This window comes from Epilithonimonas mollis (genome assembly GCF_900142325.1).
In the GTDB taxonomy this organism is placed as follows: domain Bacteria; phylum Bacteroidota; class Bacteroidia; order Flavobacteriales; family Weeksellaceae; genus Epilithonimonas; species Epilithonimonas mollis.
In genome coordinates, this window is the sequence record NZ_FRAM01000001.1 from 1,175,891 (window position 1) to 1,197,967 (window position 22,077).

The 22,077-nt window shown below is 38.4% G+C and carries 17 protein-coding genes; 6 read left to right on the forward strand and 11 right to left on the reverse strand.

The window, feature by feature from the left end:
• Positions 1-125: 125 nt before the first annotated feature.
• Genes BUA97_RS05210 through trhO form a run of 4 tightly spaced genes read right to left on the reverse strand, consistent with a single transcriptional unit; the run spans position 126 to position 3,566 of the window.
• The gene (locus BUA97_RS05210) at positions 126-704 is read right to left on the reverse strand and encodes a 5-formyltetrahydrofolate cyclo-ligase (protein ID WP_072996758.1); all 579 of its coding nucleotides are present in this window, start codon (positions 702-704) and stop codon (positions 126-128) included.
• 1 nt (position 705) lies between these two features.
• Positions 706-936 (reverse strand): ferredoxin, encoded by a 231-nt coding sequence (locus BUA97_RS05215; protein WP_072996759.1) that lies wholly within the window; start codon positions 934-936, stop codon positions 706-708.
• A gap of 25 nt (positions 937-961) precedes the next feature.
• A complete protein-coding gene (locus BUA97_RS05220; RefSeq protein WP_072996760.1) occupies positions 962-2,206 on the reverse strand; it encodes a peptidase U32 family protein in 1,245 nt (414 codons plus the stop codon).
• A gap of 1 nt (position 2,207) precedes the next feature.
• Positions 2,208-3,566, reverse strand: a complete 1,359-nt coding sequence (gene trhO / locus BUA97_RS05225; RefSeq protein WP_072996761.1) for an oxygen-dependent tRNA uridine(34) hydroxylase TrhO — start codon at positions 3,564-3,566, stop codon at positions 2,208-2,210.
• 387 nt (positions 3,567-3,953) lie between these two features.
• On the opposite strand from trhO, the gene BUA97_RS05230 reads away from it, so the two are divergent.
• The gene (locus BUA97_RS05230; RefSeq protein ID WP_072996762.1) at positions 3,954-6,089 is read left to right on the forward strand and encodes a S9 family peptidase; all 2,136 of its coding nucleotides are present in this window, start codon (positions 3,954-3,956) and stop codon (positions 6,087-6,089) included.
• A 47-nt stretch (positions 6,090-6,136) separates the two neighbouring features.
• On the opposite strand, the gene BUA97_RS05235 is transcribed toward BUA97_RS05230, so the two are convergent.
• Together BUA97_RS05235 and BUA97_RS05240 are read right to left on the reverse strand one after the other, a co-directional pair.
• Positions 6,137-7,024: a helix-turn-helix transcriptional regulator gene (locus BUA97_RS05235; protein ID WP_072996763.1), complete on the reverse strand. Its 888-nt coding sequence runs from the start codon at positions 7,022-7,024 to the stop codon at positions 6,137-6,139.
• Between the two features lie 138 nt (positions 7,025-7,162).
• On the reverse strand, positions 7,163-9,589 hold the full coding sequence (locus BUA97_RS05240) for an outer membrane beta-barrel family protein (protein ID WP_084081258.1): 2,427 nt from the start codon (positions 9,587-9,589) through the stop codon (positions 7,163-7,165).
• Positions 9,590-9,874: 285 nt separating this feature from the next.
• Between BUA97_RS05240 and BUA97_RS05245 the strand changes: the two genes are divergently transcribed.
• Positions 9,875-11,545 (forward strand): peptide MFS transporter, encoded by a 1,671-nt coding sequence (locus BUA97_RS05245; RefSeq protein WP_072996765.1) that lies wholly within the window; start codon positions 9,875-9,877, stop codon positions 11,543-11,545.
• A gap of 54 nt (positions 11,546-11,599) precedes the next feature.
• Here the strand turns inward: BUA97_RS05245 and BUA97_RS05250 are convergent, their stop codons facing one another.
• Entirely contained in the window at positions 11,600-12,091 is a 492-nt protein-coding gene (locus BUA97_RS05250; RefSeq protein ID WP_072996766.1) for a GNAT family N-acetyltransferase, read from the reverse strand.
• A gap of 132 nt (positions 12,092-12,223) precedes the next feature.
• Between BUA97_RS05250 and BUA97_RS05255 the strand changes: the two genes are divergently transcribed.
• From BUA97_RS05255 to BUA97_RS05265, 3 genes are all read left to right on the forward strand, one after another.
• A complete protein-coding gene (locus BUA97_RS05255) occupies positions 12,224-13,939 on the forward strand; it encodes a peptide MFS transporter (RefSeq protein ID WP_072996767.1) in 1,716 nt (571 codons plus the stop codon).
• Positions 13,940-14,071: 132 nt separating this feature from the next.
• Complete coding sequence (locus tag BUA97_RS05260) at positions 14,072-15,547, forward strand: peptide MFS transporter (protein WP_072996768.1); 1,476 nt, start codon at positions 14,072-14,074, stop codon at positions 15,545-15,547.
• A 63-nt stretch (positions 15,548-15,610) separates the two neighbouring features.
• Positions 15,611-16,147 (forward strand): thioredoxin family protein, encoded by a 537-nt coding sequence (locus BUA97_RS05265; protein ID WP_072996769.1) that lies wholly within the window; start codon positions 15,611-15,613, stop codon positions 16,145-16,147.
• A 22-nt stretch (positions 16,148-16,169) separates the two neighbouring features.
• On the opposite strand, the gene BUA97_RS05270 is transcribed toward BUA97_RS05265, so the two are convergent.
• The gene (locus BUA97_RS05270; RefSeq protein ID WP_139258235.1) at positions 16,170-16,349 is read right to left on the reverse strand and encodes a hypothetical protein; all 180 of its coding nucleotides are present in this window, start codon (positions 16,347-16,349) and stop codon (positions 16,170-16,172) included.
• A 126-nt stretch (positions 16,350-16,475) separates the two neighbouring features.
• Here BUA97_RS05270 and recG point away from each other — a divergent pair, with 126 nt between their 5' ends.
• Positions 16,476-18,563, forward strand: coding sequence for an ATP-dependent DNA helicase RecG (recG, locus tag BUA97_RS05275; RefSeq protein WP_072996771.1), 2,088 nt, complete (start codon positions 16,476-16,478; stop codon positions 18,561-18,563).
• 111 nt (positions 18,564-18,674) lie between these two features.
• On the opposite strand, the gene BUA97_RS05280 is transcribed toward recG, so the two are convergent.
• The 3 genes from BUA97_RS05280 to porZ are packed head-to-tail and all read right to left on the reverse strand — an operon-like array spanning position 18,675 to position 22,076.
• The gene (locus BUA97_RS05280; RefSeq protein ID WP_175546174.1) at positions 18,675-19,169 is read right to left on the reverse strand and encodes a GNAT family N-acetyltransferase; all 495 of its coding nucleotides are present in this window, start codon (positions 19,167-19,169) and stop codon (positions 18,675-18,677) included.
• A 3-nt stretch (positions 19,170-19,172) separates the two neighbouring features.
• Positions 19,173-19,850 (reverse strand): DNA repair protein RecO, encoded by a 678-nt coding sequence (gene recO / locus BUA97_RS05285; protein WP_072996772.1) that lies wholly within the window; start codon positions 19,848-19,850, stop codon positions 19,173-19,175.
• Positions 19,851-19,853: 3 nt separating this feature from the next.
• Positions 19,854-22,076 carry a type IX secretion system anionic LPS delivery protein PorZ gene (gene porZ, locus BUA97_RS05290; protein ID WP_072996773.1) on the reverse strand — a complete coding sequence of 741 codons (2,223 nt, stop codon included), beginning with the start codon at positions 22,074-22,076 and terminating at the stop codon, positions 19,854-19,856.
• Position 22,077: the final 1 nt, after the last annotated feature.

Consider the following 22,077-nt stretch of genomic DNA (forward strand, 5'->3'; position numbering starts at 1 on the left):
TTGTTTTTCTTAATTATTGCGTCATAATTACAATACAAATGTAGGACGGTCTGACAAAAATCATTTAAAAACAGCTTGTAAAGGTTTTGTAAACCATTTTACAAATAAATGATACTGATTTCTAACTATTTAATATTAAAATTTACAAATCCTGATGGGGTAATCAATCCATCTAAACACACATCATTCTCAAAAATATCAGCAACATCCTCAATTGGAGAATAGAAATTAAGTCCAATTTTTTTGTGGATTATTAAATCTCCAGAAAAAAAGGAATCATAGAAACCTTTACCATATCCTACTCTGTTTCCGAATCTGTCACAATATAATAATGGCGTCAAAACATAATCTAATTCAACATTTACATTATTATCACAAAAAGGTTCTTTAATTCCCCACCTATTAATTTGAAATTCAGAATCAGGAAAAATCTCTATAGAAATCATTTTTCCATCTTGAATTTTCGGAACAAAAACACGAACTTTTTTGTCAAAAAAGTAATCAATAAATATTTTGGTATTGACCTCATTGAGTCTCTCAATTGGCAAAAAAACATTAATGCATTGATTTTCAATAATATTAAATTGTAAAACAAAGTTTTTCAACAACTTTTCTGATAAAGCGTCTACCTGATCCCTGGACAAAGCCATTCGTTTTGCTTTATAAATAGCTCTAAGTTCATTTTTTGTGAGACTAATATTCATTTTAAATTTCTTTAACTGAAATAATATTGACCGGACAGGCTTTTGCTGCCTTTTCACAAGGTTCAAAGGCATCGTGGAGTGGGGTTTTAATAGTATGGAAACCTTTCTTATCGATAGCTTTTAATAAAACTGATTTACCGTCTTTTTTAGACATTCTGAAAAACTCCGGCGCAAATTCCGCACAATAATTACAGCCTATGCATTTTTCCCTTTGAAGCGTTACTATTACCATTCTTTGTAGAGCGTAACATAAAGAATTAAGCCTGAACTATTTTATATAGTTTATCCGACGGTCGGATTCTGAAATCTGTTCTGAAGGTAATGACATCAGATTTAGTTGCTTTATCAGCCCCTGTTTTCTTATCGACCTGCATAGAATCAATCAGCATTTCCTGTGAGCCGGTTGTCGGACCCTGGATCAGAACTCTATCTCCAATAGACAGATCATAAGCTTCAATTAAAAATTCGGCGATATTAGATTTAGGATAGAAATGACGCCCTTTTCCAACGTAAACCTTTTTCTGAGTAGCACTGGATCCGGAATTATCCGACCATTCGCCTAATTCCTGACCCAAATAATAACCAGCCCAGAAACCTCTGTTGTAAACGGTTTCCAGCTGGGACATCCATACCGATACCTTTTCTTTCGAAAATGTGCCATCTGTGACCGAATCGATCGCTTCTCTGTAAGTCTTTACCACTGTAGCAACATATTCAGGTGCACGTCCTCGACCTTCTATTTTGAGAACTTTCACACCAGTTTCCACAACCTGATCCAGAAAACCAATGGTACAAAGATCTTTTGGAGACATCATATATTCATTATCCAACTCGATTTCAAATCCGGTTTCCTGATCAATCACCGTATATTTCTTTCTGCAGTTTTGCTTGCAGGCACCTCGATTCGCTGAAGAATTAGATGAATGTAAGCTAAGGTAACATTTGCCAGAAACAGCCATACAAAGCGCACCGTGACCAAAAATCTCAACCTCCACCAGGTTTCCGGACGGACCTTTCACCTGATCTTTGACGATCTGATCACAGATTTTTCTGATCTGCGTCAGGCTCAGCTCGCGACTCATCACCATGGTGTCTGCAAAAAGAGCGTAGAACTTTACCGTTTCAATATTGGTGATGTTGATCTGGGTCGAGATATGAACTTCCATCCCGATCTGTCTGGCATAAGAAATCACGGCCTGATCCATTGCAATCACCGCAGTCAGATTGGCTTGTTTTGCTTTATCAAGAAGTGTTTTTATGATAGAAAGATCGTGGTCATAAATAATTGTATTGAGCGTGAGATAGGTTCTGACGCCTTTCTCTCTGCAACGTCTGCTAATTTCCGGGAGATCATCCATTGTAAAATTCATGGAAGCTCTGGCGCGCATATTAAGCTGTTCTATCCCAAAATAAATGGAATCCGCGCCGTTGTCCAATGCTGCCTGCATTGATGTAAAATCACCGGCAGGTGCCATTAGTTCTATTTTTCCGCTATTCTTCATGTTAATCTTCCAGAATTTTATATAATTTATCCGACAGTCTCACTCTGAACGGAAGTCCGAAAGTAACATGATCTCCAGCTTTTGCCGTTCCGGAAGGACTTCCATTGACAAAAAGTTCTTTGATCAAAAACTCCTGTTCTCCAGTTGTTGGTCCGGAAATCAGAACTTTATCACCCACCGATAGTTCTTTATTTTCAATCAGAAACTGTCCGATCTTTGATTTAGAATAGTAATGTTCGCCTTTTGCAATGAAGGTTTTCTTTATTTTTATTTTTTGACGAATGTCTTTTGTTTCTACTTTTGCCAAAGGCTTAACGGTCAAATCGCCTGATTTTTTAAAGGTTAAGGCTTCAGATTTTCCTTTTCTGAAGACTTTGTTTCCGACCTGCAAACCTTTTCTAAGTTTTAATTGTTCAGCTTGCGGCAAATGGTAAATCTCCAGACACTCTGACGAGCAGGTATTTTCCATCGCTGTTTTACAATCATCACACTGGATGAACAATAAATGGCAGGCATCATTGGCACAATTGGTGTGATTATCACAAGGTTTTCCACATTGATGACACTGAGAAATAATATCGTCCGTAATTCTTTCGCCCAAGCGATGGTCAAACACAAAATTCTTTCCAATGAACTTGCTTTCTATATTCTCCTCTTTGATTTGGCGTGTATATTCAATAATACCGCCTTCTAACTGGTAAACATTTTTGAAACCCTGATGTTTGAAATAAGCACTTGCTTTCTCGCAACGGATACCACCAGTGCAATACATCAACAGGTTTTTGTCTTCTTTGAAATCCTGCAATTGCTCATTGATAATCGGCAAACTTTCACGGAAATTCTCCACATCGGGTGTAATTGCACCTTCAAAATGTCCGACTTCACTTTCGTAATGGTTTCTGAAATCCACGACAATCGTATTGGGATCTTCCAGCATAGAATTGAAATCGCGTGCTCCCAAATGAATGCCTTTATTGGTCACATCAAAAGTTTCGTCATTCAGACCATCTGCAACGATTTTGTTTCTGACTTTGATAGTTAACTTTAAAAATGAGTGATTATCCTGCTCTACAGCGACATTCAGGCGGATACCTTTCATAAAATCATACACTTCCAGCGTATCACGAAACGCCTCAAAGTTATCGGCTGGAACACTCATCTGGGCATTAATCCCTTCATGGGCTACATAAATCCGGCCAAGCGCATCCAGGGCGTTCCAGGCTATAAAAAGGTCATCGCGAAATTTTTTTGGGTCTTCAATTTTGGCGTACGCATAGAAAGACAGTGTAAGGCGTTCCTTACCAGCTTCATCAATTAGCTGAGCTCTTTCTTCTGCGCTTAAGGTGTTGTACAGTTGCATGCTATAAACGTTTTAAGTGAGAAAAATAATGGCGCAAAGATAGGGATTTTTGGTTGATAGTTGTTAGTTGATGGTTGTTAGTTGATGGTTGTTAGTTGATGGTTGTCAGGGATTCAATATGTCATCCAACATCTTCAGTAGACTGTTAAAGGTCTTAGGTAGAGAATCAATGTAGTTATGTAGACTGTTACAGGAGTTAAGTTTAGTGTTACACGAATTAAGTAGAGTATTACACGAGTTATGTAGACTATTACAGGAGTTAAGTTGAGTGTTACAGGAGTTATGTAGACTGTTACAAGAGTAAGGTCGACTGTTACAGATAACATTAGATTGACTCTGCTTAAAACAATTAATCTTTATTATATTTACGTCATTAAAATTTTAAAAATGAAGAAAATTCTTTTTCCTGTTGTAATGATGACGACAGTTTTCTCACAAAACATTAATGCGCAAGAAATTACACTTGATAAAATCTACTCCGGCTACTACCGTGGAAAAGGGATTGCAGGAATTGCGTCCCTGAATGATGGTGAAAACTACGCCACAATCGAGAAAGATGGTGTCGCCAAATACAACTATAAGACGTCACAAAAATCCGGCAACATCGTAGACGGAAGTTTTGAATCATATATTTTTTCGGCGGATGAAACTAAGATTTTATTGCAGAAAGAGAGTCAGGATATTTACAGACATTCGTTTTTGGGAAAATTTGACATAAAGGATTTGAAGTCCAATAAAGTGACTGCTCTTAATAATGGGAACTATATTCAGGAGCCTAAATTCTCTCCGGATGGGAGCAAAGTGGCTTTCATTGTAGATAATAATTTGTTTTACCAGGATCTGACATCAGGGAAAATTATTCAAATCACGAATGACGGGAAGAAAAATCATATCATCAATGGTCTTGGCGACTGGGTTTATGAAGAGGAATTTGGTCACGCAGATTATTACCAATGGAACAAAGCCGGCGACGCGATTGTTTTCGTAAGATTCGATGAATCCAAAGTTCCGGAAATCTATATTCCTATCTATGGGAAATCACTTTATCCGACGGAGATGCGTTACAAATATCCAAAAGCGGGTGAAACGAACTCGACGGTTACGGCCAATCTTTATCAATTAAATTCCGGGAAAACAACCGTTTTGAATTTGGGAAGTTTTGAGAATTATTACATTCCGCAGCTTTGGCAGACGAACGGCAAAGACGAAATTGTGCTGGCGACCAGCAACAGGCACCACAATCACGTGGATCTGCTAAAAGTGGATACCAAATCCGGAAATGTGAGCAAACTGCTCACTGAGACCGATAATGCCTGGATAGAAACCGATAATCTGACTTTGGAATTTTTGGATGACAACTCATTCCTTTGGGCCTCTGAGCGTGATGGCTACAGACAATTGTACTGGTATGACCAAGCTGGAAAATTAAAAAAGCAAGTTGCGAAAGGTAACTGGGAAATCACAGATTACTACGGCTACAACCCAAAAACTAAGGAAGCCTACATCCAGACGACTGAAAAAGGAAGTCTGAACAAAGTAGTTTCTAAACTGAACATCAACACTGGAAAAACGACTTTGATTTCTTATCCTGAAGGTGATAATTCGGCGAGTTTCAGCAAGTCATTTAATTATTTCATCAATACCAATTCGACAGCGGCTTCTCCAAACAAATATGTTCTGAAAGATGCTTCCGGAAAAGAAATTAAAGAATTACAAAACAATAATGAAGCGCTTTCTAAGCTTCAGAAAGACAACTTTGTAACCAAAGAATTTATTACCATTCCAAATTCTGTTGGGGACCAGCTGAACGCCTGGATCATCAAGCCGAAAAACTTTGATCCGAATAAAAAATATCCATTATTTATGTACCAATATTCCGGTCCGGGATCTCAGCAGGTTTCCAATTCATGGGACGGCGGAAACGCTATCTGGTTCGAAATGCTGGCCCAGAAAGGATATGTTGTCGCATGTGTAGATGGGCGCGGAACCGGCTACAAAGGGGCGAAATTCAAAAAAGTCATTTATAAACAACTGGGAAAATACGAAACCGAAGACCAGATAACTGCTGCCCAATGGTTCGGGAATCAGTCTTATATTGACAAATCGAGAATCGGGATTTTCGGATGGAGTTTTGGCGGATATATGAGTTCTCTGGCTCTGACCAAAGGTGCGGAAGTTTTCAAACTTGGGATTGCAGTTGCACCCGTGACGAACTGGAGGTATTACGATACGGTTTACACAGAAAAATTCCTTCAGACACCACAGGAAAACCCTGAAGGCTATGACCAGAATTCTCCAACGACTTTTGCGAAATTGCTGAAGGGTAAATTCCTTTTGATCCACGGAACGGCTGATGACAACGTTCATTTTCAGAATTCTATGGAGTTTTCTGAGGCTTTGATTCAGAACAAGAAACAATTTGAATTCATGGCTTATCCGGATAAAAATCACGGCATCTATGGCGGACAGACCAGGCCTCAGCTTTATGAGAAGATGACGAATTTTATTTTGGAGAATTTGTAGAAATTATAAGATCAAAAAGCATCCTTTAAAATTAAGGGATGTTTTTTTTATCGAAACTGACCCGGCGGGATTCTAAAATGCTTTTTGAAATTTTTACTGAATGATGAAAGATCTGTAAAACCACAGATGAATGCAACATCAGTGAGAGAAAGGCTCTTATCTTTTAATAATTGTTTCGCAAATTGTAATTTTTTCTGCGTGATGTATTGATAAGGACTCTCTCCCTGAATCTGCCTGAAAAGCCTGTAAAAATGGTATTCTGAAATTGATGATTCCCGGGCGACGGATTCAATATTCTGAATGGTTGCGAAATGCAAATCGATATAATCCCTGGCACTTTGTATTTTCCTGTATAATGATTTTCTGGTGTGTGACTTTACGGTTTTCAAATTTTTGATCCGGAGAAATCCCGGATAATGAATTGAAACGATATTTTCTGCCAAACGGTAATAAAACTCGGGGCTGAAATCAAAATTGTAATGTTGCTGACCGACAATCTGCTGACTGATTTTGCTAAGCTGTTGGCCAATGATATTCTGGGAAAAATGGTATTTGTTTTCAACAAAATTTTCGGAGATCAGGTATTTTTCAAAATCCAAATCCTGTTCGGTCAATTCGGGGAAATGAAATCCGGCTGAGACTTCGGCAATGATATCCGGCGAAATATCGATGCATAAACCTTTGACATCTTCATCACTCTGGATCAATAACTTGCCATCAGAAAAATGATTCCCGAGCAAAAAATCTCCCTTTGAAACTTTGAAGAGATGACCGTCAATCAAGTACTGCTCACAGCCTTCGAGAACAAATTTCAGGCTGAAACTTCTGAACAACACATCCGTTCGCAACTCTCTGAAAGACGAAAAATTGACCAGACTGCTTTGTCTTGGCAATTGGATGTTTCTGAAATTATCCTCAGTGATCCGGTTGAACATTTTAGTTTTTTGAATGAGTAATATCAAAAACCAAAACGTTACATTTCCAATACATTTATAAACTCGACCACAAAAAATGCAGACCAGAAAAAAATCCTGGCCTGCGGTTTTAATAAAAACTAAAATATGAATGTAAACTTAGATTTTCACACGGCTCTGTTCCGTTTCCGACCCGCCGGATTGTCTGACTTTAAGGTTATTTCCTTTGCTGAAACGGTATGAGAATGATAATGTCACCACCCGGGAATCCAGATAACTGAACCAGCCGGCTCTGGCATTCTGAATATTACGGATCTGACCTTCAATCTGATTGGTGTAGAAAGCATCGGAGATATTCAGCTTCAGTGTTCCCTGGTCTTTGAAAACTTTGGTCGCAATCCCAGCTCTGACGGAACCGATTGGTGAAATCAGAAACTGCCCGGAAAGTATCGTAGTTTGATACTGACCTGCTAATTCCGCACTCCATTTTTTACTGATGATGAATTGGTTTGTCGGCATTATGAACCAGTTCCATTTTGCATCACTAAGATATTCCGTATACACTTTGCTTTCGAAATAATTGTGGGTCATTTCCGTATAACACTGCAGTGTCCACCATTTGGTAATTGCAAAATTTCCGTTGAAAGAAAAACCATAGGAAACCTGCTTGGCAAAGTTGCCTGGGCGACTGTAGTAAATCCCATTTCTTTGTTCATTGGTCTCAGAAATCAAATCATCGATATAGCTGTAATTGAATCCGAAAGTGTAATTCTTTTTGTAAGTATAATTCAAGTCCGCATTATAGGAAAATGTCGGTCTCAAGAACGGGTTTCCACCGTAGAATGTGTAATTATCCATCGGATAAGTGAACGGATTCATATCCTTATAATTCGGCCTGTCAATCCTTCTTCCAAGAGATAATCCCACAACGTGATTCTGTAGAGAGTCTGCCCGGTACTGGATAAAAAACGTTGGGAAAAGGCTTGTATATTTTTTTGTAAAAGTGGTATCAATTTTTGTAGGATTTCCGTTTCTGTCACCTTTGATGTCAGAATATTCCATTCTCAAACCCAGCTGAACCGATATTTTTTCAAAGTCCTTTGCATAGTTGGTATAAACAGCGTGGATATCTTCTTTGTAATCAAAATTGTTGGAAAACGTATAATTCGGGGTTTCCATACCATTTTGCACATCACGGAAATCCGCAACGTTTCCAGTTTTCACAAAACTTGATTTTGCCCCGAAGTCAAAATTGCCTCCAAATAAATTAATCCCGCTGTAGTCCGCTTTTAAAACTTTAATCGTGACATCGGAAGGCAATCTGGAATCGATTCTTGTATTTTCTGCCACAGGGTTATTCGGATAAAAAGTTGTATTGAATTGACTTTGTTTGATTTTCGAATCATAATTAATATAATCCGCATTTACGGTCAACTCTTGCTTGTCTTTAATTTTCCGGGTCATATTCAGGTTCACTGAGCCATTTTTGAATTTGACATTCATCGGAATATCAGCATGGATTGTTTTAATAGTCTGGAGATCATTAGTCTGGTCTGTTGCATTATTAACAGTATTCCTTTCAGAAGGATTGACGAAACCATTCAAAACAATACCAAAAGTCGTTTTATCATTGGCGTAAAAATCAGCCCCGATTTTCAGAGCATTGGTTCTGTTTTTTGGTGTGATATAAGAATTCTGGGTAAAGATCGAAGTCCGTTCGCCAGCAGGATTGAAATATTCTCTGGTGATGGTCAAATCCTGATAGCTTTCGGTTTTATTAACGCTGAGATTGGTAAAGAAATTCCATTTCTGGATTCTGTAATTGAAATTCGCACTGTTCACAGTCCGCATGTATTTTCCCTGTCCGTAAGACAAATTGAAACCGCCGTTGAAACCTTTTGCCAACGTTTTTTTCAGCCTGATATTGATGATACCCGCATTTCCGGCTGCATCATATTTTGCAGGTGGATTGGCTATCACTTCAATATTTTCTATGTTTGATGAAGGAATCGAACGGAGATAATCTGCCAGATCAGACCCGGCAAGGTAGGTCGGCTTGTCATCGATAAAAATCTGGACGCCGTTTTTTCCACGGAGCGAGACAATGCCATTGAAATCAACATTAACCGACGGCGATTTCCCCAGAACGTCTAAGGCTGTTGTTCCCGCATTGCTTATCAAAGCATCGGGATTAATGACAATCCTGTCGATTTTTTGTGTAACGAAAGGTTTTTTGGCTACAATCGTTACGCCTTCAATCGCTTTGGAAGATTCTTTTAAATTAATATCAGGCAGAACAATATTGGTTTCAGAAGGTTTGATGATTTCTGAGGTGAATTTGTCGTAATGATTTTGTTCAATGACAATTTTTGCTTCATCAAACTTCACATTATCCAATTCAAATTTTCCTTCTTTGTCTGTGATGGCAACCTTCAAAGTTTCCTGACTGGATAGATTGATCAGTGAAACCTCAACACCGGAAAGTGGCAAATTGTCTTTGCCCAGGATTTTCCCCGAAATCAAGTTCTGAGCAAAAATCACCGACGAACAAATGAAGGCAAAAAGGTAAAGTAGTTTTCTTATCATCGTTTTTATCTGTTAATTATCCCGTGAAGCCATTTTCCAAAATCATAACCATTCTGAAGTATGTAAATAAGTGTGATCACCAAAAATATTGTTACTAACACTTTGAAAAATTTAGACTTATAAAAATCCGGCTTATTCATTTTTTTATTTCAAAACTATCAAAGATTAATCATCTTGACTTGTCAAATCCTGCTAATTTTAATAAACAGACAGTTCTGTAATTATTTTTATTACATCAATTAAATTTAAAATCCTATTTTTGGGAACGTTGTGAAAATTGACACTATGAAGACTAAGCATCCAAAAGGTTTACCTTATTTGTTTTTTACCGAGATGTGGGAACGTTTCGGTTATTATCTGATACTCGGCATTTTCGTTCTTTATCTGATAGAACCGCAGGGCGTTGCCGGAGGATTAGGAATTCCTGATAAAGATGCTGACGATATTTTCGGAACCTTTATAGCACTCACTTATCTTACACCGTTTCTTGGCGGCTTTCTGGCTGATAGAGTTTTAGGCTATATAAAATCCATCTATCTTGGTGGTATCTTGATGGCGCTTGGTTATATTGGTGTTGGTATTTTCAAAGATCTGCCTTTATTTTATGGTTCTCTTGCATTGATAATTATTGGAAATGGTTTTTTCAAACCGACGATTTCCACACTGTTAGGAAATCTCTACTCCGAAGAACCTTACAAGGCCAACAAAGATTCCGGCTACAATATTTTCTATATGGGAATCAACATTGGTGCGTTTATCTGTAATATCATTGCGGCGTTTATGCGGAATAAATTCGGTTGGGGTGAAGCGTTTATTACAGCCGGAGTTGGGATGTTGCTTGGATTGGTAATTTTCACCATCGGGATGAAACATTACAGACATGCTGCGGTAATGAAACCAAGCCAGGAAGGCGATACGAAATTGTCTGAAATCCTGATGAAAGTATTTGTTCCTGCTATTGTGACCGGTGTAATCGGCTGGTTTGTACCGACGATGATTTTGGGAACCAACATCTTTGGAAGCACCAATACTGATGCATTTATCTTCGCTTGCGTTCCTGTGATTTATTTCTATGTTTCGCTTTATTTCAAATCCAATCCGTTGGAAAAACCTGCGATTGGTGCATTGTTGTCGATATTTTTAATCAGTATGTTTTTCTGGGCGGTTTTCAAACAAAATGGAACCGCGTTGACACGTTGGGCAAATTATTACACAGACAGAAGCGTTTCTGAATCGGTGGAAAAGCCTTTGGCTTCGCTTTATTTGGTAGAAGAAAAAAGTTATGCTGATAAAGAAACTCCGATTTTTGATGAGCAATTCCGTTCTCAAAAAGATGCCGATGGCAAAACTTTGAAAGAAACAGGAAAAGATATTTATTTCAGAAACATTTCCATGGAAAGAAGGGCTGAATTGGAAGCTAAAGCAGATAAATCAGTTTTCCTTTATAACACAGAACTATTCCAATCCATCAATCCATTTTGGGTGATTGCCTTAACACCAGTAATAGTAGGTGTTTGGGCAATGCTGAGAAAACGTGGAAAAGAGCCGTTAACCCCGAGTAAAATTGTTTTGGGATTATTTCTTACCAGTCTGTCTTGTCTGGTAATGGTTGCAGCAGTTTATGCAGGAAACAATGGCGCAGAAAAAGTTTCGGCGCTTTGGTTGGTTGCAGGTTATGGTGTGGTTACAATTGGTGAACTTTGCCTTTCGCCAATGGGATTGTCATTTGTTTCCAAATTATCTCCGGCCAGATTAACAGCGTTGATGATGGGAGGATTTTTTTTGGCAAATTCAGTCGGAAACAAATTGTCCGGAATCCTTGCCAGCACCTGGTACAATTATGAAAATAAAGCCAATTATTTTTTAGTCAATTTTGGATTGTTAATTTTCGCAACCTTGTTGGGATTGATGATGTTGAAGAGATTGAACAAAATTATGAGAGAAAGCGGACATTAATTGATAATTGACAGATGATGATTGATAAATGATTTTAATATCGCTAATCAATCATCATTTATCTTCTATTTTCTGAAATGCTAATCTCGGCGTTCCATCGGCAACGTAGATAATTCCGCATTTTTCGTAGCCAAGTCTTTCCAGAACTTTTTGCATTGCGATATTGGTTTCGTGGGTATCAATTCTGATATTCGGGAATTGGGAAAAGCACCATTCGAAGCAGAATTGCGCCACGCCTTTTGCTTTTGCGTTAGAAGCTAGACGGTGGATAACCCCGTAATTTTCATCATTCAGCCAACTTCCGTTTTCAATTACGGAATAATTCGGGTCATCACTAATGATGAAATCAAAAGTTGCGACTACTTCATTCTCATTAAAAATCAGATAATTGAATCCATTTTCGATGCTATCCAGCATCAGTTCTTCAGACGGGTAGCCATTGGTCCACTGAACTGTATTTCCACTTTTGCGCATTAGTTGTCTTGCGGCTTTGATGCAGTTCATAATCTGGTCAATATCTTGTGGAGTTGATTTTCTGATTTCCATAGCGTAAAGATAAATGATAATTAAGGAATGATAAAATAGATAAAACTTTGTGCATCCTTTACAATTTAGCTTTCCCGTTTATGAAAAAAAACTATATTTGTTACCTTTAAGAAAATTTAACAATTAATCTATATGGATACAGTTCAATCTAATTCTAAACATCCGAAAGGATTATGGGTGCTGTTTGGCACCGAGATGTGGGAGCGTTTTAACTTTTATGGGATGAGAGCTTTACTTACGTTGTTTATGGTAAACTCTCTGTTGATAAGGGAAGCAGATGCTTCTATCATTTATGGTGGATTCTTGGCACTCTGTTATTTAACACCACTTTTAGGAGGTTTTATTGCTGATAAATATTTAGGAAACAGAAACTGTATTATTCTTGGAGGAAGTTTGATGGCAATTGGACAATTCTTACTTTTCCTTAGTGCCTCTACTTTTTCTGACAGTCTTGGGAGCGCAAAAGGGTTGATGTGGCTGGCACTTTTCATTATCATTTTCGGGAACGGATTTTTCAAGCCGAACATCTCTTCCATGGTAGGAAGTCTTTATCCAAAACAGGAAAAGTCTAAATTGGATTCTGCCTTCACAATTTTCTATATGGGTATCAACATCGGAGCATTCCTTGGTCAGTTTATCTGCCCTTATGTTGGTGACGTAAAAGACGCAGCCGGAGTAAGAGATATATTTGCATTCAAATGGGGTTTCCTTGCTGCATCTATAGCAATGATTATCGGGACTGTAACGTTCTTCATCCTTAAAAACAGATATGTTGTAACGCCGGAAGGAAGACCAATAGGTGGATTGCCAAAACATAATACGAGTGATGATTTTGAAGAAGGAGAATCTCAGACTGCTAAGTTCTCCGGGAGATTCATTGGGTTTGCAACTGGCTTATTTGTCATCCTTTTCTTTGTTTTCAGATATTTTTTGGTGGGCGAATTTGGTTTCAGTTCTGTAGAAATGGGACAGCTGATCAAAGGAATCATCTATCCTTTCATCTACGCAGCTGGTATTTCATTAGCATTTTTAATTATGAGCTCCGCCGAAAATAAGATCGAAAAACAAAGAATCTGGGTGATCTATATTGTTTCGTTTTTCATTATTTTCTTCTGGGCTGCATTTGAACAAGCTGGTTCATCATTAACATTTATTGCTGACAACCAAACCGACAGAAGCATTTTTGGCTGGGAAATGCCACCATCCATGGTTCAGATTTTCAACGGGCTTTTTGTAGTGCTTCTAGCTTTACCATTCAGCTTACTATGGGATAAATTAAGAGCCAAAGGAAAGGAACCTGTTTCTCCTTTGAAACAAGCAATTGGTTTGGCTTTGATCGCACTATCTTATTTCATTATTGCTTATAATGTAAAAGATCTCGGAAATTCGGGATTATTAGCAATCAAATGGTTGATTTTACTTTATCTGATCCAAACGATGGGAGAGCTTTGCTTATCCCCTATCGGATTGTCTTTAGTTGGAAAACTAGCACCAAAAAGATTCTCATCATTATTATATGGCGTATTCTTCATAGCCAATGCTGCAGGTTATGCATTAGCAGGAACTTTGGGCGCAATTATCCCTGCAACTGGAGACAAATTTGCAAAAGCTCAGGAAATTGGTGTCAATCTTCAGGATGTTTTAGATAAAAAAATCACTTTGAACGCTGAGCAGGTTAAAGCTTTCTCTGCTGCGCAACTACCAACAGAATACACAACATTTGCCGGATTCACTATTCATAATCTGTTTGAATTCTTTATGGTGTTCGTAGTATTGTGTGGAATTGCAGCTATTTTACTGGCTTTGCTCTCTCCTGTTCTAAAGAGAATGATGAATGGCGTGAAGTAAATATAATCCCCAAAAAATTATAAGCCTCTGATTTTTCAGAGGTTTTTTTTGTTAAATTCGTAGGGCATTAAAATATATTTGCTGATATTAAAATCAACAATTCAATCAATCATTATCTATCAATCATCATTTATGAATCTTACCCTCGAAGAAATTCAAAATTTCAAAGGCAAATATCCGAAACAACTCTGGTATCTTTTTACAATAGAAATGTGGGAACGTTTCTGCTTCTACGGCATGCGGGGCGTTTTGGTTATTTTTATGACCGACCAGCTCGGGCTCTTCGAGAAAGATGCGAATCTGAAATATGGCGCCATCCAGGCTTTCATCTATGCATTCACTTTCATCGGCGGTATTTTTGCGGATAAGATTCTGGGATTTAAAAAATCTCTGGTTTTCGGAGGAATCATTATGGCGTTGGGCAATCTCATTATTGCCTACAATCCTCACGATTTATTCTATTTTGGAATTACATGTTCCATAATCGGGACAGGCTTTTTCAAACCCAATATATCTTCGATGGTCGGCGAACTCTATAAGGAGGATGATGTGAGAAGAGATGCAGGCTACGGAATGTTCTATGCAGGCATCAATATCGGCGGACTTCTGGGTGGCGCACTTTGTGTTTATCTCGGTAAATATTATTCCTGGAGTCTGTGCTTTTTGGCTGCAGCAGTAGTCATGATAATTGGACTGATTACTTATTTTATCATCAGAAAATCAATCGAACCCATTGGGAATTCGCCGTTGCTTCATAACCAAAAACCGACGCGGATCAAGAAAGAATCTATTGTCATCATTGGTGCTATTTTATTATTGCCCGTGATCTATGTCCTTATCCAGAACAGCGATTTTACCGACTACTTTATGTACGGAATCGGTGTCGTTTCCCTGCTGTATTTGGGTTACGAAATCGTGAGACTGGACAGAGGCTATCAGAGAAAAGTTATCGCTGCATTCATATTCATTGTAATGTATTTGATTTTCAACGCCATCTATGAACAGAGTGGAGGCTCTTTATCACTGTTTGCAAAAGATAACCTGGTCGATAGTCTTCTATTTTTCCACATCGACCCTAACATCATCAACAACAGCTCCAATTCCTTTTTCATTATCATTTTCAGCCCGTTAGTAGGATTATTATGGGTCTGGCTGGCTGACAGAAAACTGGAGCCCAATACCATCATCAAGTTCGGGATCGGATTTTTGTTTTTAGCTGCAGGATTTTTCTTATTCTATTCATTACGGTTTTTTGCCAATGCTGACGGAAAATCCTCACTCAACCTGTTCACATTCACGTGGCTGGTGATCACTTTTGGAGAACTGTGCCTGGGACCGATCGGGATGTCCATCATCACAAAACTATCCCCGAAAAAACTTTTTGGAATGATGATGGGAATGTGGTTTCTGGCAAGTGCTTTCGGGCAATTTTTTGCAGGCAAAATCGGCGCAGAAATGTCCGAAGCCAATACAGGTGGGACCTTGACAAGCAAGCTGATAGCCTATACAGACGGGTATAAGACATTAGGGATCTACGCCCTGATTGCCGGTATCATACTCATCATAATGTCGCCTCTCATCAAAAAACTGATGCAGGGTGTAAAGTAAAGCATGTAATTAAAACGTCTAAACCGTAAGAATGTAATTAAAAAATATATATAAAACGCACAAATGAAAAAACTAATACCCATACTATTCTTTTTAACCGCAGGCTTCTGGGGAACCGCACAGGTGCGCTGGATGACGATGTCACAAGCTTTGGCAGCACAGAAAAAAGAACCAAGGAAAATCCTGATTGACTTCTACGCCGATTGGTGTGCACCGTGTAAGGATATGGAAAAAAACACTTTTAATCATCCCGAAATTTCGAAGATTATTAATGAAAAATTCTATGCTGTAAAATTCGAAAGTGATGGTAATGAAATTGTAACTTTTGCAGGGCATACATTCACAAATCCAGATTATAAAGCAAAGAAAGGCAAAAATCCGCTTCATCAGTTTTCCCGGTACATGAATATCAACATCATCCCGACCATGGTTTTTCTGGATGAGAAAACAGACCCAATCACAAGTCTTTCTGGTGCTCTGAAAGCCAAAGAAGTAGAACCCTATTTCTCTATGATCGCCACAGATGAATATAAAAACATCAAGTCCCGAAAAGAATGGGAAAGCTATCAGAAAAAATTCAGATCCAGGATCAAAGAATAACTGATGATTTTCAGCAATCCATTTAAAAAATTCCGAAAAACCGTTTTTGCCCATCTGCAGGGCATTGGGATGCCGTCACGGAGTCTTCCGTCTTCGTCACATATGCTTCCGGGTTCGTCTTGGAGTCTTCCAGTTTCGTCAAAGCATTTTCCGTTGGCGATCTGTGATCTTCCTTCCAAAAATATTCTATTTCCGCTGCCAATCTACATCTTACCAGCGGATTAATCAGGCTTCCGGGGGAAAAATGACTGTTTCCGGTTCAAAATATCACCTTAGAGACAGAATTTCATAAATTTTCCCGAAATTCGTCGGAACAAATTTTTCCTTTTTGATTTTAGAAACTTCCATAGAATTTCTCAAAAATATCGGAACCGAACGCGCTAAATTGATTAAAAACGTGTTGGGCATTTCTACTGTGGAAGATTTGCTGACATTCTATCCACTTCGCTATATCGATAAAAGCAAGATTTATAAAGTGGGTGATCTGACAAAAGAACCGGAGTCTGACGTTCAGTTCAAAGGAAAAATCACAGATTTGCAGGAAGTGGTTTATGAAAAAGGAAAACGGTTGTCAGCAAAATTTCGGGATGAAACCGGGACGATGGATCTGGTTTGGTTTCGATACACGAACTGGATGAAAGAGGCAATTCCTTTGAACAAAGAGCTATTCATATTCGGAAAAGTGAACCTGTTCAACAGTTATTTTTCCATGCCGCATCCGGAAATTGAAGCGGATGAAAAGAAAGCTTTATCAGGAACGCTTTTACCCATTTATCCTGGAAGTGAAAAATTGACCAAACGAGGCATTACTAATAAATTATTCCAGACAGCAATTTTCAATCTTCTGAGAGATTTACCAAATTTAATTTCGGAAAATCTACCGGATTACCTTCTAAAATCGATGAAGCTGATGGATCGTCTGAATGCTTATTACAACATTCATTTTCCTAAAGATTTAAAACATTATGATGAAGCGAATCGCCGATTAAAATTCGAAGAAGCGTTCTTTTTCCAATTAGGTTACGGATTGAAAAAGCTGCATCAGAAAACAAAATCATTCGGAAATCCGTTCCCGATTGTCGGGGATTATTTCAATCATTTTTATGAAAATCATCTTCCGTTTGAATTAACGAATGCCCAAAAAAGAGTTCTGAAAGAAATCCGAACCGATATGAAACGTTCGACCCAGATGAACCGATTATTGCAAGGCGACGTTGGTTCCGGAAAGACGATGGTGGCATTATTAACAATGCTGATTGCGATGGACAACGGTTTCCAGTCTTGCCTTATGGCACCGACGGAGATTTTGGCGCAGCAACATTTTAATTCAATCCAGGAATTATTAGAAAATACCGATATCAAAGTCCGGTTGTTAACGGGTTCATCCAAAACCAGGGAACGAAGAATCATCCATGAGCAACTGGAAAACGGCGAACTATCTATCCTGATCGGGACACACGCACTTTTGGAAGATAAAGTCAAATTCCAGAATCTTGGTTTGGCGATTATTGATGAACAGCATAGATTTGGAGTGGCTCAGCGGGCAAAACTTTGGGCAAAAAATAATATTCCGCCACATATTTTGGTGATGACAGCAACGCCCATTCCGAGAACTTTGGCAATGAGTTTTTATTCCGATTTGGATGTTTCTGTGATTGATGAATTGCCGGTTGGAAGAAAACCGATTATTACTGCTCACAGGCGGGAAAAGGACAGACTTTCGGTTTACAATTTCTGTCGGGAAGAAATCGAGAAAGGGCGTCAAATCTATTTTGTTTATCCATTGATTGAAGAATCAGAAACTTTGGATTACAAAAACCTGATGGAAGGGCTGGATCATGTGATGAATTTTTTTAAAAGTTATAATGTGACAATGGTTCACGGAAGGATGAAACCTGCGGAGAAGGATGCCAATATGCAATATTTCGCATCCGGAGAGGCCAAAATAATGGTGGCAACTACCGTGATAGAAGTTGGTGTGAATGTCCCGAACGCTTCTGTGATGGTGATAGAAAGTGCGGAGAGATTCGGGTTGTCCCAGCTTCATCAGTTGCGCGGACGTGTTGGCAGAGGCGCAGAACAGAGCTACTGCATCCTGATGACGGACGAGAAACTGAGCAAGGAAAGCCGGACGAGAATAAAAACAATGGTTCAGACGAATGACGGTTTCAAAATCTCAGAAGTAGATATGGAATTGCGCGGTCCAGGCGATATTCTCGGGACTCAGCAAAGTGGCGTGATTGATTTTAAAAAACTGAATCTGATAGAAGATTCGGCAATCATCAAAGCTTCGAAACTGACTGTAGAAAAGATTTTGGAGCAAGATTCTCTTCTGAATCATCCCCATAATCAAATCATCAAACAATATTATATCAAGCAATATAAGGGCAAGAATAAGTGGTCGCAGATTAGTTAGATAAAGAGTTTTTGGGTTTTTTAGTTATTCTCCATTTACTTTTAGCAATTACAACGAAGAAAAAATCAATCACAAAAAAGCATCTGCGAGGTTGCAAATGCTATAGTTAATTTATTTATCAATGATAAATTCCATTAAATAATCATCCATCACATAACCGTTTCCGATGTCGAAAATCGCTTCATCATAAACTTTGAAACCTTGAGATTCATAGAATTTTTGGGCTGAATTATTTTTATTAACGGTTAGTGTCACTCTTTTATCATCAACTTTTTTGGCTTCATTGATAACAAATTCAACTGCTTTTTTACCTAAACCTTTTCCTTGGGCTTCTTTCAGAAAATAAATGCGGTGAAGTTTTGTTGTTTCTGACTCCTGATGAAATTCGAAGCCGATGAAACCCAGGAATTCATTGTTTTCCTGAACCAAATAGTATTGATAATCCGGATTCTCAAAATGTTGACCGAGTGTTTCTTCGGAATACATCAAATCCAACATATAATCGATTTGTCCTTGAGATATAATATCGACATAAGCGAAATTCCAGGATTTTTTGGCTAATTCCTGAATGATTGAAATATCTTTTTGTTCGGCTTTGATAATCATAATTTAAAAAATTTCTTTGATGATTTCCAGAGATTTTGGTTCCCGAAAATCGGTGAAGTGATAATGAAAATACACTAAAACCGAATCCAGGAAATTCTGTTTCCCCAATCTGCTAAGTTTTAGAGCATAAGGATTTGAGGAAATAATCAGTTCTTTCCAAATCGAAGAAATGTCTTTATCGAAGAAATGATGGGATTCTGTTTCCTCGAAGTTTCCGGACTCAGGATTGAGATAGGTTTTGTCGGAAAATAAAGGCTGTAAACCTTGTTGCTTCAATAATCTGAAAATAAATATCAAATGCGCCTGAAAATTATTCATTTGCAATTGGCTCAGGAAAAGAGAAATCTCGGAATAGATGTTTTGATTCTGATTTTCATTCCTCAATACCTGATTCAGCAGATCGGAAATGAAAAATAAAATCGAATTCTTCCTTATATCCGATGTAAAAAGATCGGTGTTTTTTTGCTCAATTTTCAATACATTCCGGATGCTTTTCTTTTTGTCGGAAGTGTAAATTAACAATTCGTTCAAAGGAAAAAGAAATGCTTTTTTCTTATTTTTCGGAGCGTAGATTCCTTTGGCAAAGAAACTTTCGAATCCGTTTTCTCTGCAAAAACAATGGAGAACAGCATCGTGATCTCCATATTTTGTATAAGACAGTAAAAAAACGTCCTGGGCCATTCTTTAATTTACGACAGCGATTTTTGCAGTTGCTGTATCGGTACCATCTTCATTGGTCATCAATACATAATAGATGCCCGATGCGACTCTTACACCACGCTGGTTGTTCAGGTTCCATTCGAAGTAACCGCCGTTGGCCACTGCAGAGTGAACCATGTTGCCTGCGGCATCCGTAATCCTGATATTGGTTTTCTGTGCCAGACCACGGATGCGGACATTACCTTTATATTGAGAATAGACAACGGGGTTCGGGTAAACCAATACGTTCCCGAAGTTGGACGTTACCTCGCTGACATCTCCCTGATAAACAACGATGCCGTCTATTGTGGCGAAATAAACCTTGCCGGTTTTTTCATCTATTTTAATGTCTGTAACGGTATCATTAGGCAACGGTGAGTTGGATTTTGTAAAATTATAAATAGTTTTGTCTCCGGAAGGGCTGACGCAAAAAACGCCACCACCTGCAATTGATACCCACTTCTGGTTTCCCGAATCTACCACGATCTGAAGAATCTCCGCATCTCTGAAGAGTTCTTCTCCCAACCCATTTTGTTCTATAATTATAGGATCCGTCTGGGGATTTTCTTCAAGAATAGCAGATTTTGGATTGGATAAAACTCTTAGGCCTTCCTGAGTTCCTATCCAGAGATCATCATTTTTATCTAAAGCTGCTGATCTGATATCGCTGTTCGGGAGATTATTATTTTTAGTGATAACCTTAAAAGTATCATCCGAAAATACACTTGGCGTATTATTATAATTATACATGATAAGTCCCCCTACTCTTGGTACAGGGATATACATATATCCATCCCTCAGAATAGGTTTTTGAGCATTGTTAGAAACGTTAAGACTTCTTATGATCAACTTGTCTACTGCCCTGTCAAAATAATAAAACCCTGCTCCGCCGGTATTGTCGACTGCAGCAGCCGAGCATAGCAGATTATTATTACTGTCAAACTCGCAGCCTACAGGTAGGTCTCCATAAGAGTTACCCGGGTTTACAACATATGATTTTACAAATTGATCATCTACCATTTTATAAATTCCTTTTTGTGAGGAAAAAAAGTAATTGGTAAAGAATATTTCGGTTGGGTCGGAAGGATTCGGAATCACATCCAGAATATTGAATTGATTGTTGGTTTTAAAATAATCCGGATACACCCAATTGGAGCCATTATAATGATAATACCCCAGGTAAGGTGGCGTAGCTTCGTTAAAAGCTGATCTGCCTCCCGTTGAAACCCAAATCTGATTATTCAATAAGGAAAGCTTATAAGATCTGTTATTATAAGGTCCATCCGGTTTGAAGCTGTTTTTCTGCTCATTATATATCCCGGAAAACTGGGTTCCGGTAAATAACTGGTTATTATTATAAACTATTGCTGTATTGATAATCTCACCAGCATCAAAGGTTTTCTGAAGCGAACCGTTTGTTCCGTATACCCTAACCTGTGTCTGATCAGTTACTACAATTTTACTGTTTGTAACTTTAATATCCCTGATGCTGGTAAAACCTGATAATGTAGACATATTGGGAAAAGTACCGTACTTTACTTCCTTTTCACTTGCAAAAGCGAGTATTTCGGAGGCATCGATCTTTTTGTAATCCGTTTTGAAATTATTTGGCGCTGTCCAAGTCGTATAAACAGGAAAAGTGGTATTAAGATCATGGTACTTTAATCCATTCCCTGTTACGGCATATACAGTATTATCCTTCATAACAGCGGCATTCACGGCTTCATAAGCACCACCTGTTGTAAAAAAAGCTGTCTCTCCGAATTCTCTTTTCGAAATATTAAAGATAGAAATCCCGTAACCCGCAGAGATAATTGCTCTGTCACCGTTTATGGAAATATGGTTGATCTTTTTGCTACCATTGTATCCGGTTGCCAATGGAATATCAACAATCAGGAAGATCCCATTGGGAGTAATAACATCCAGAGACCCGCTTTGATATCCCACGATACCCGTCTGAGTTGCCGCATCGTAATCAAAAGCTGAAATTTTCACTTCGTGAAGTCCGTTTGCTTTTGATAACTTTTTTATTTCACCCGTTCCCGGATAATAGTAAAACACCCCATTTTCAGTAGCAGCAACAAGGCGGTCTCCGTCTTCCCGGATCTTCAGAACATTGTTATATGAGAACAGATCGTTCCATTTACTGGATTGTGCCTGAACAATTAATGCAGTAAAAACCGATATAATTAATAAAATTTTCTTCATC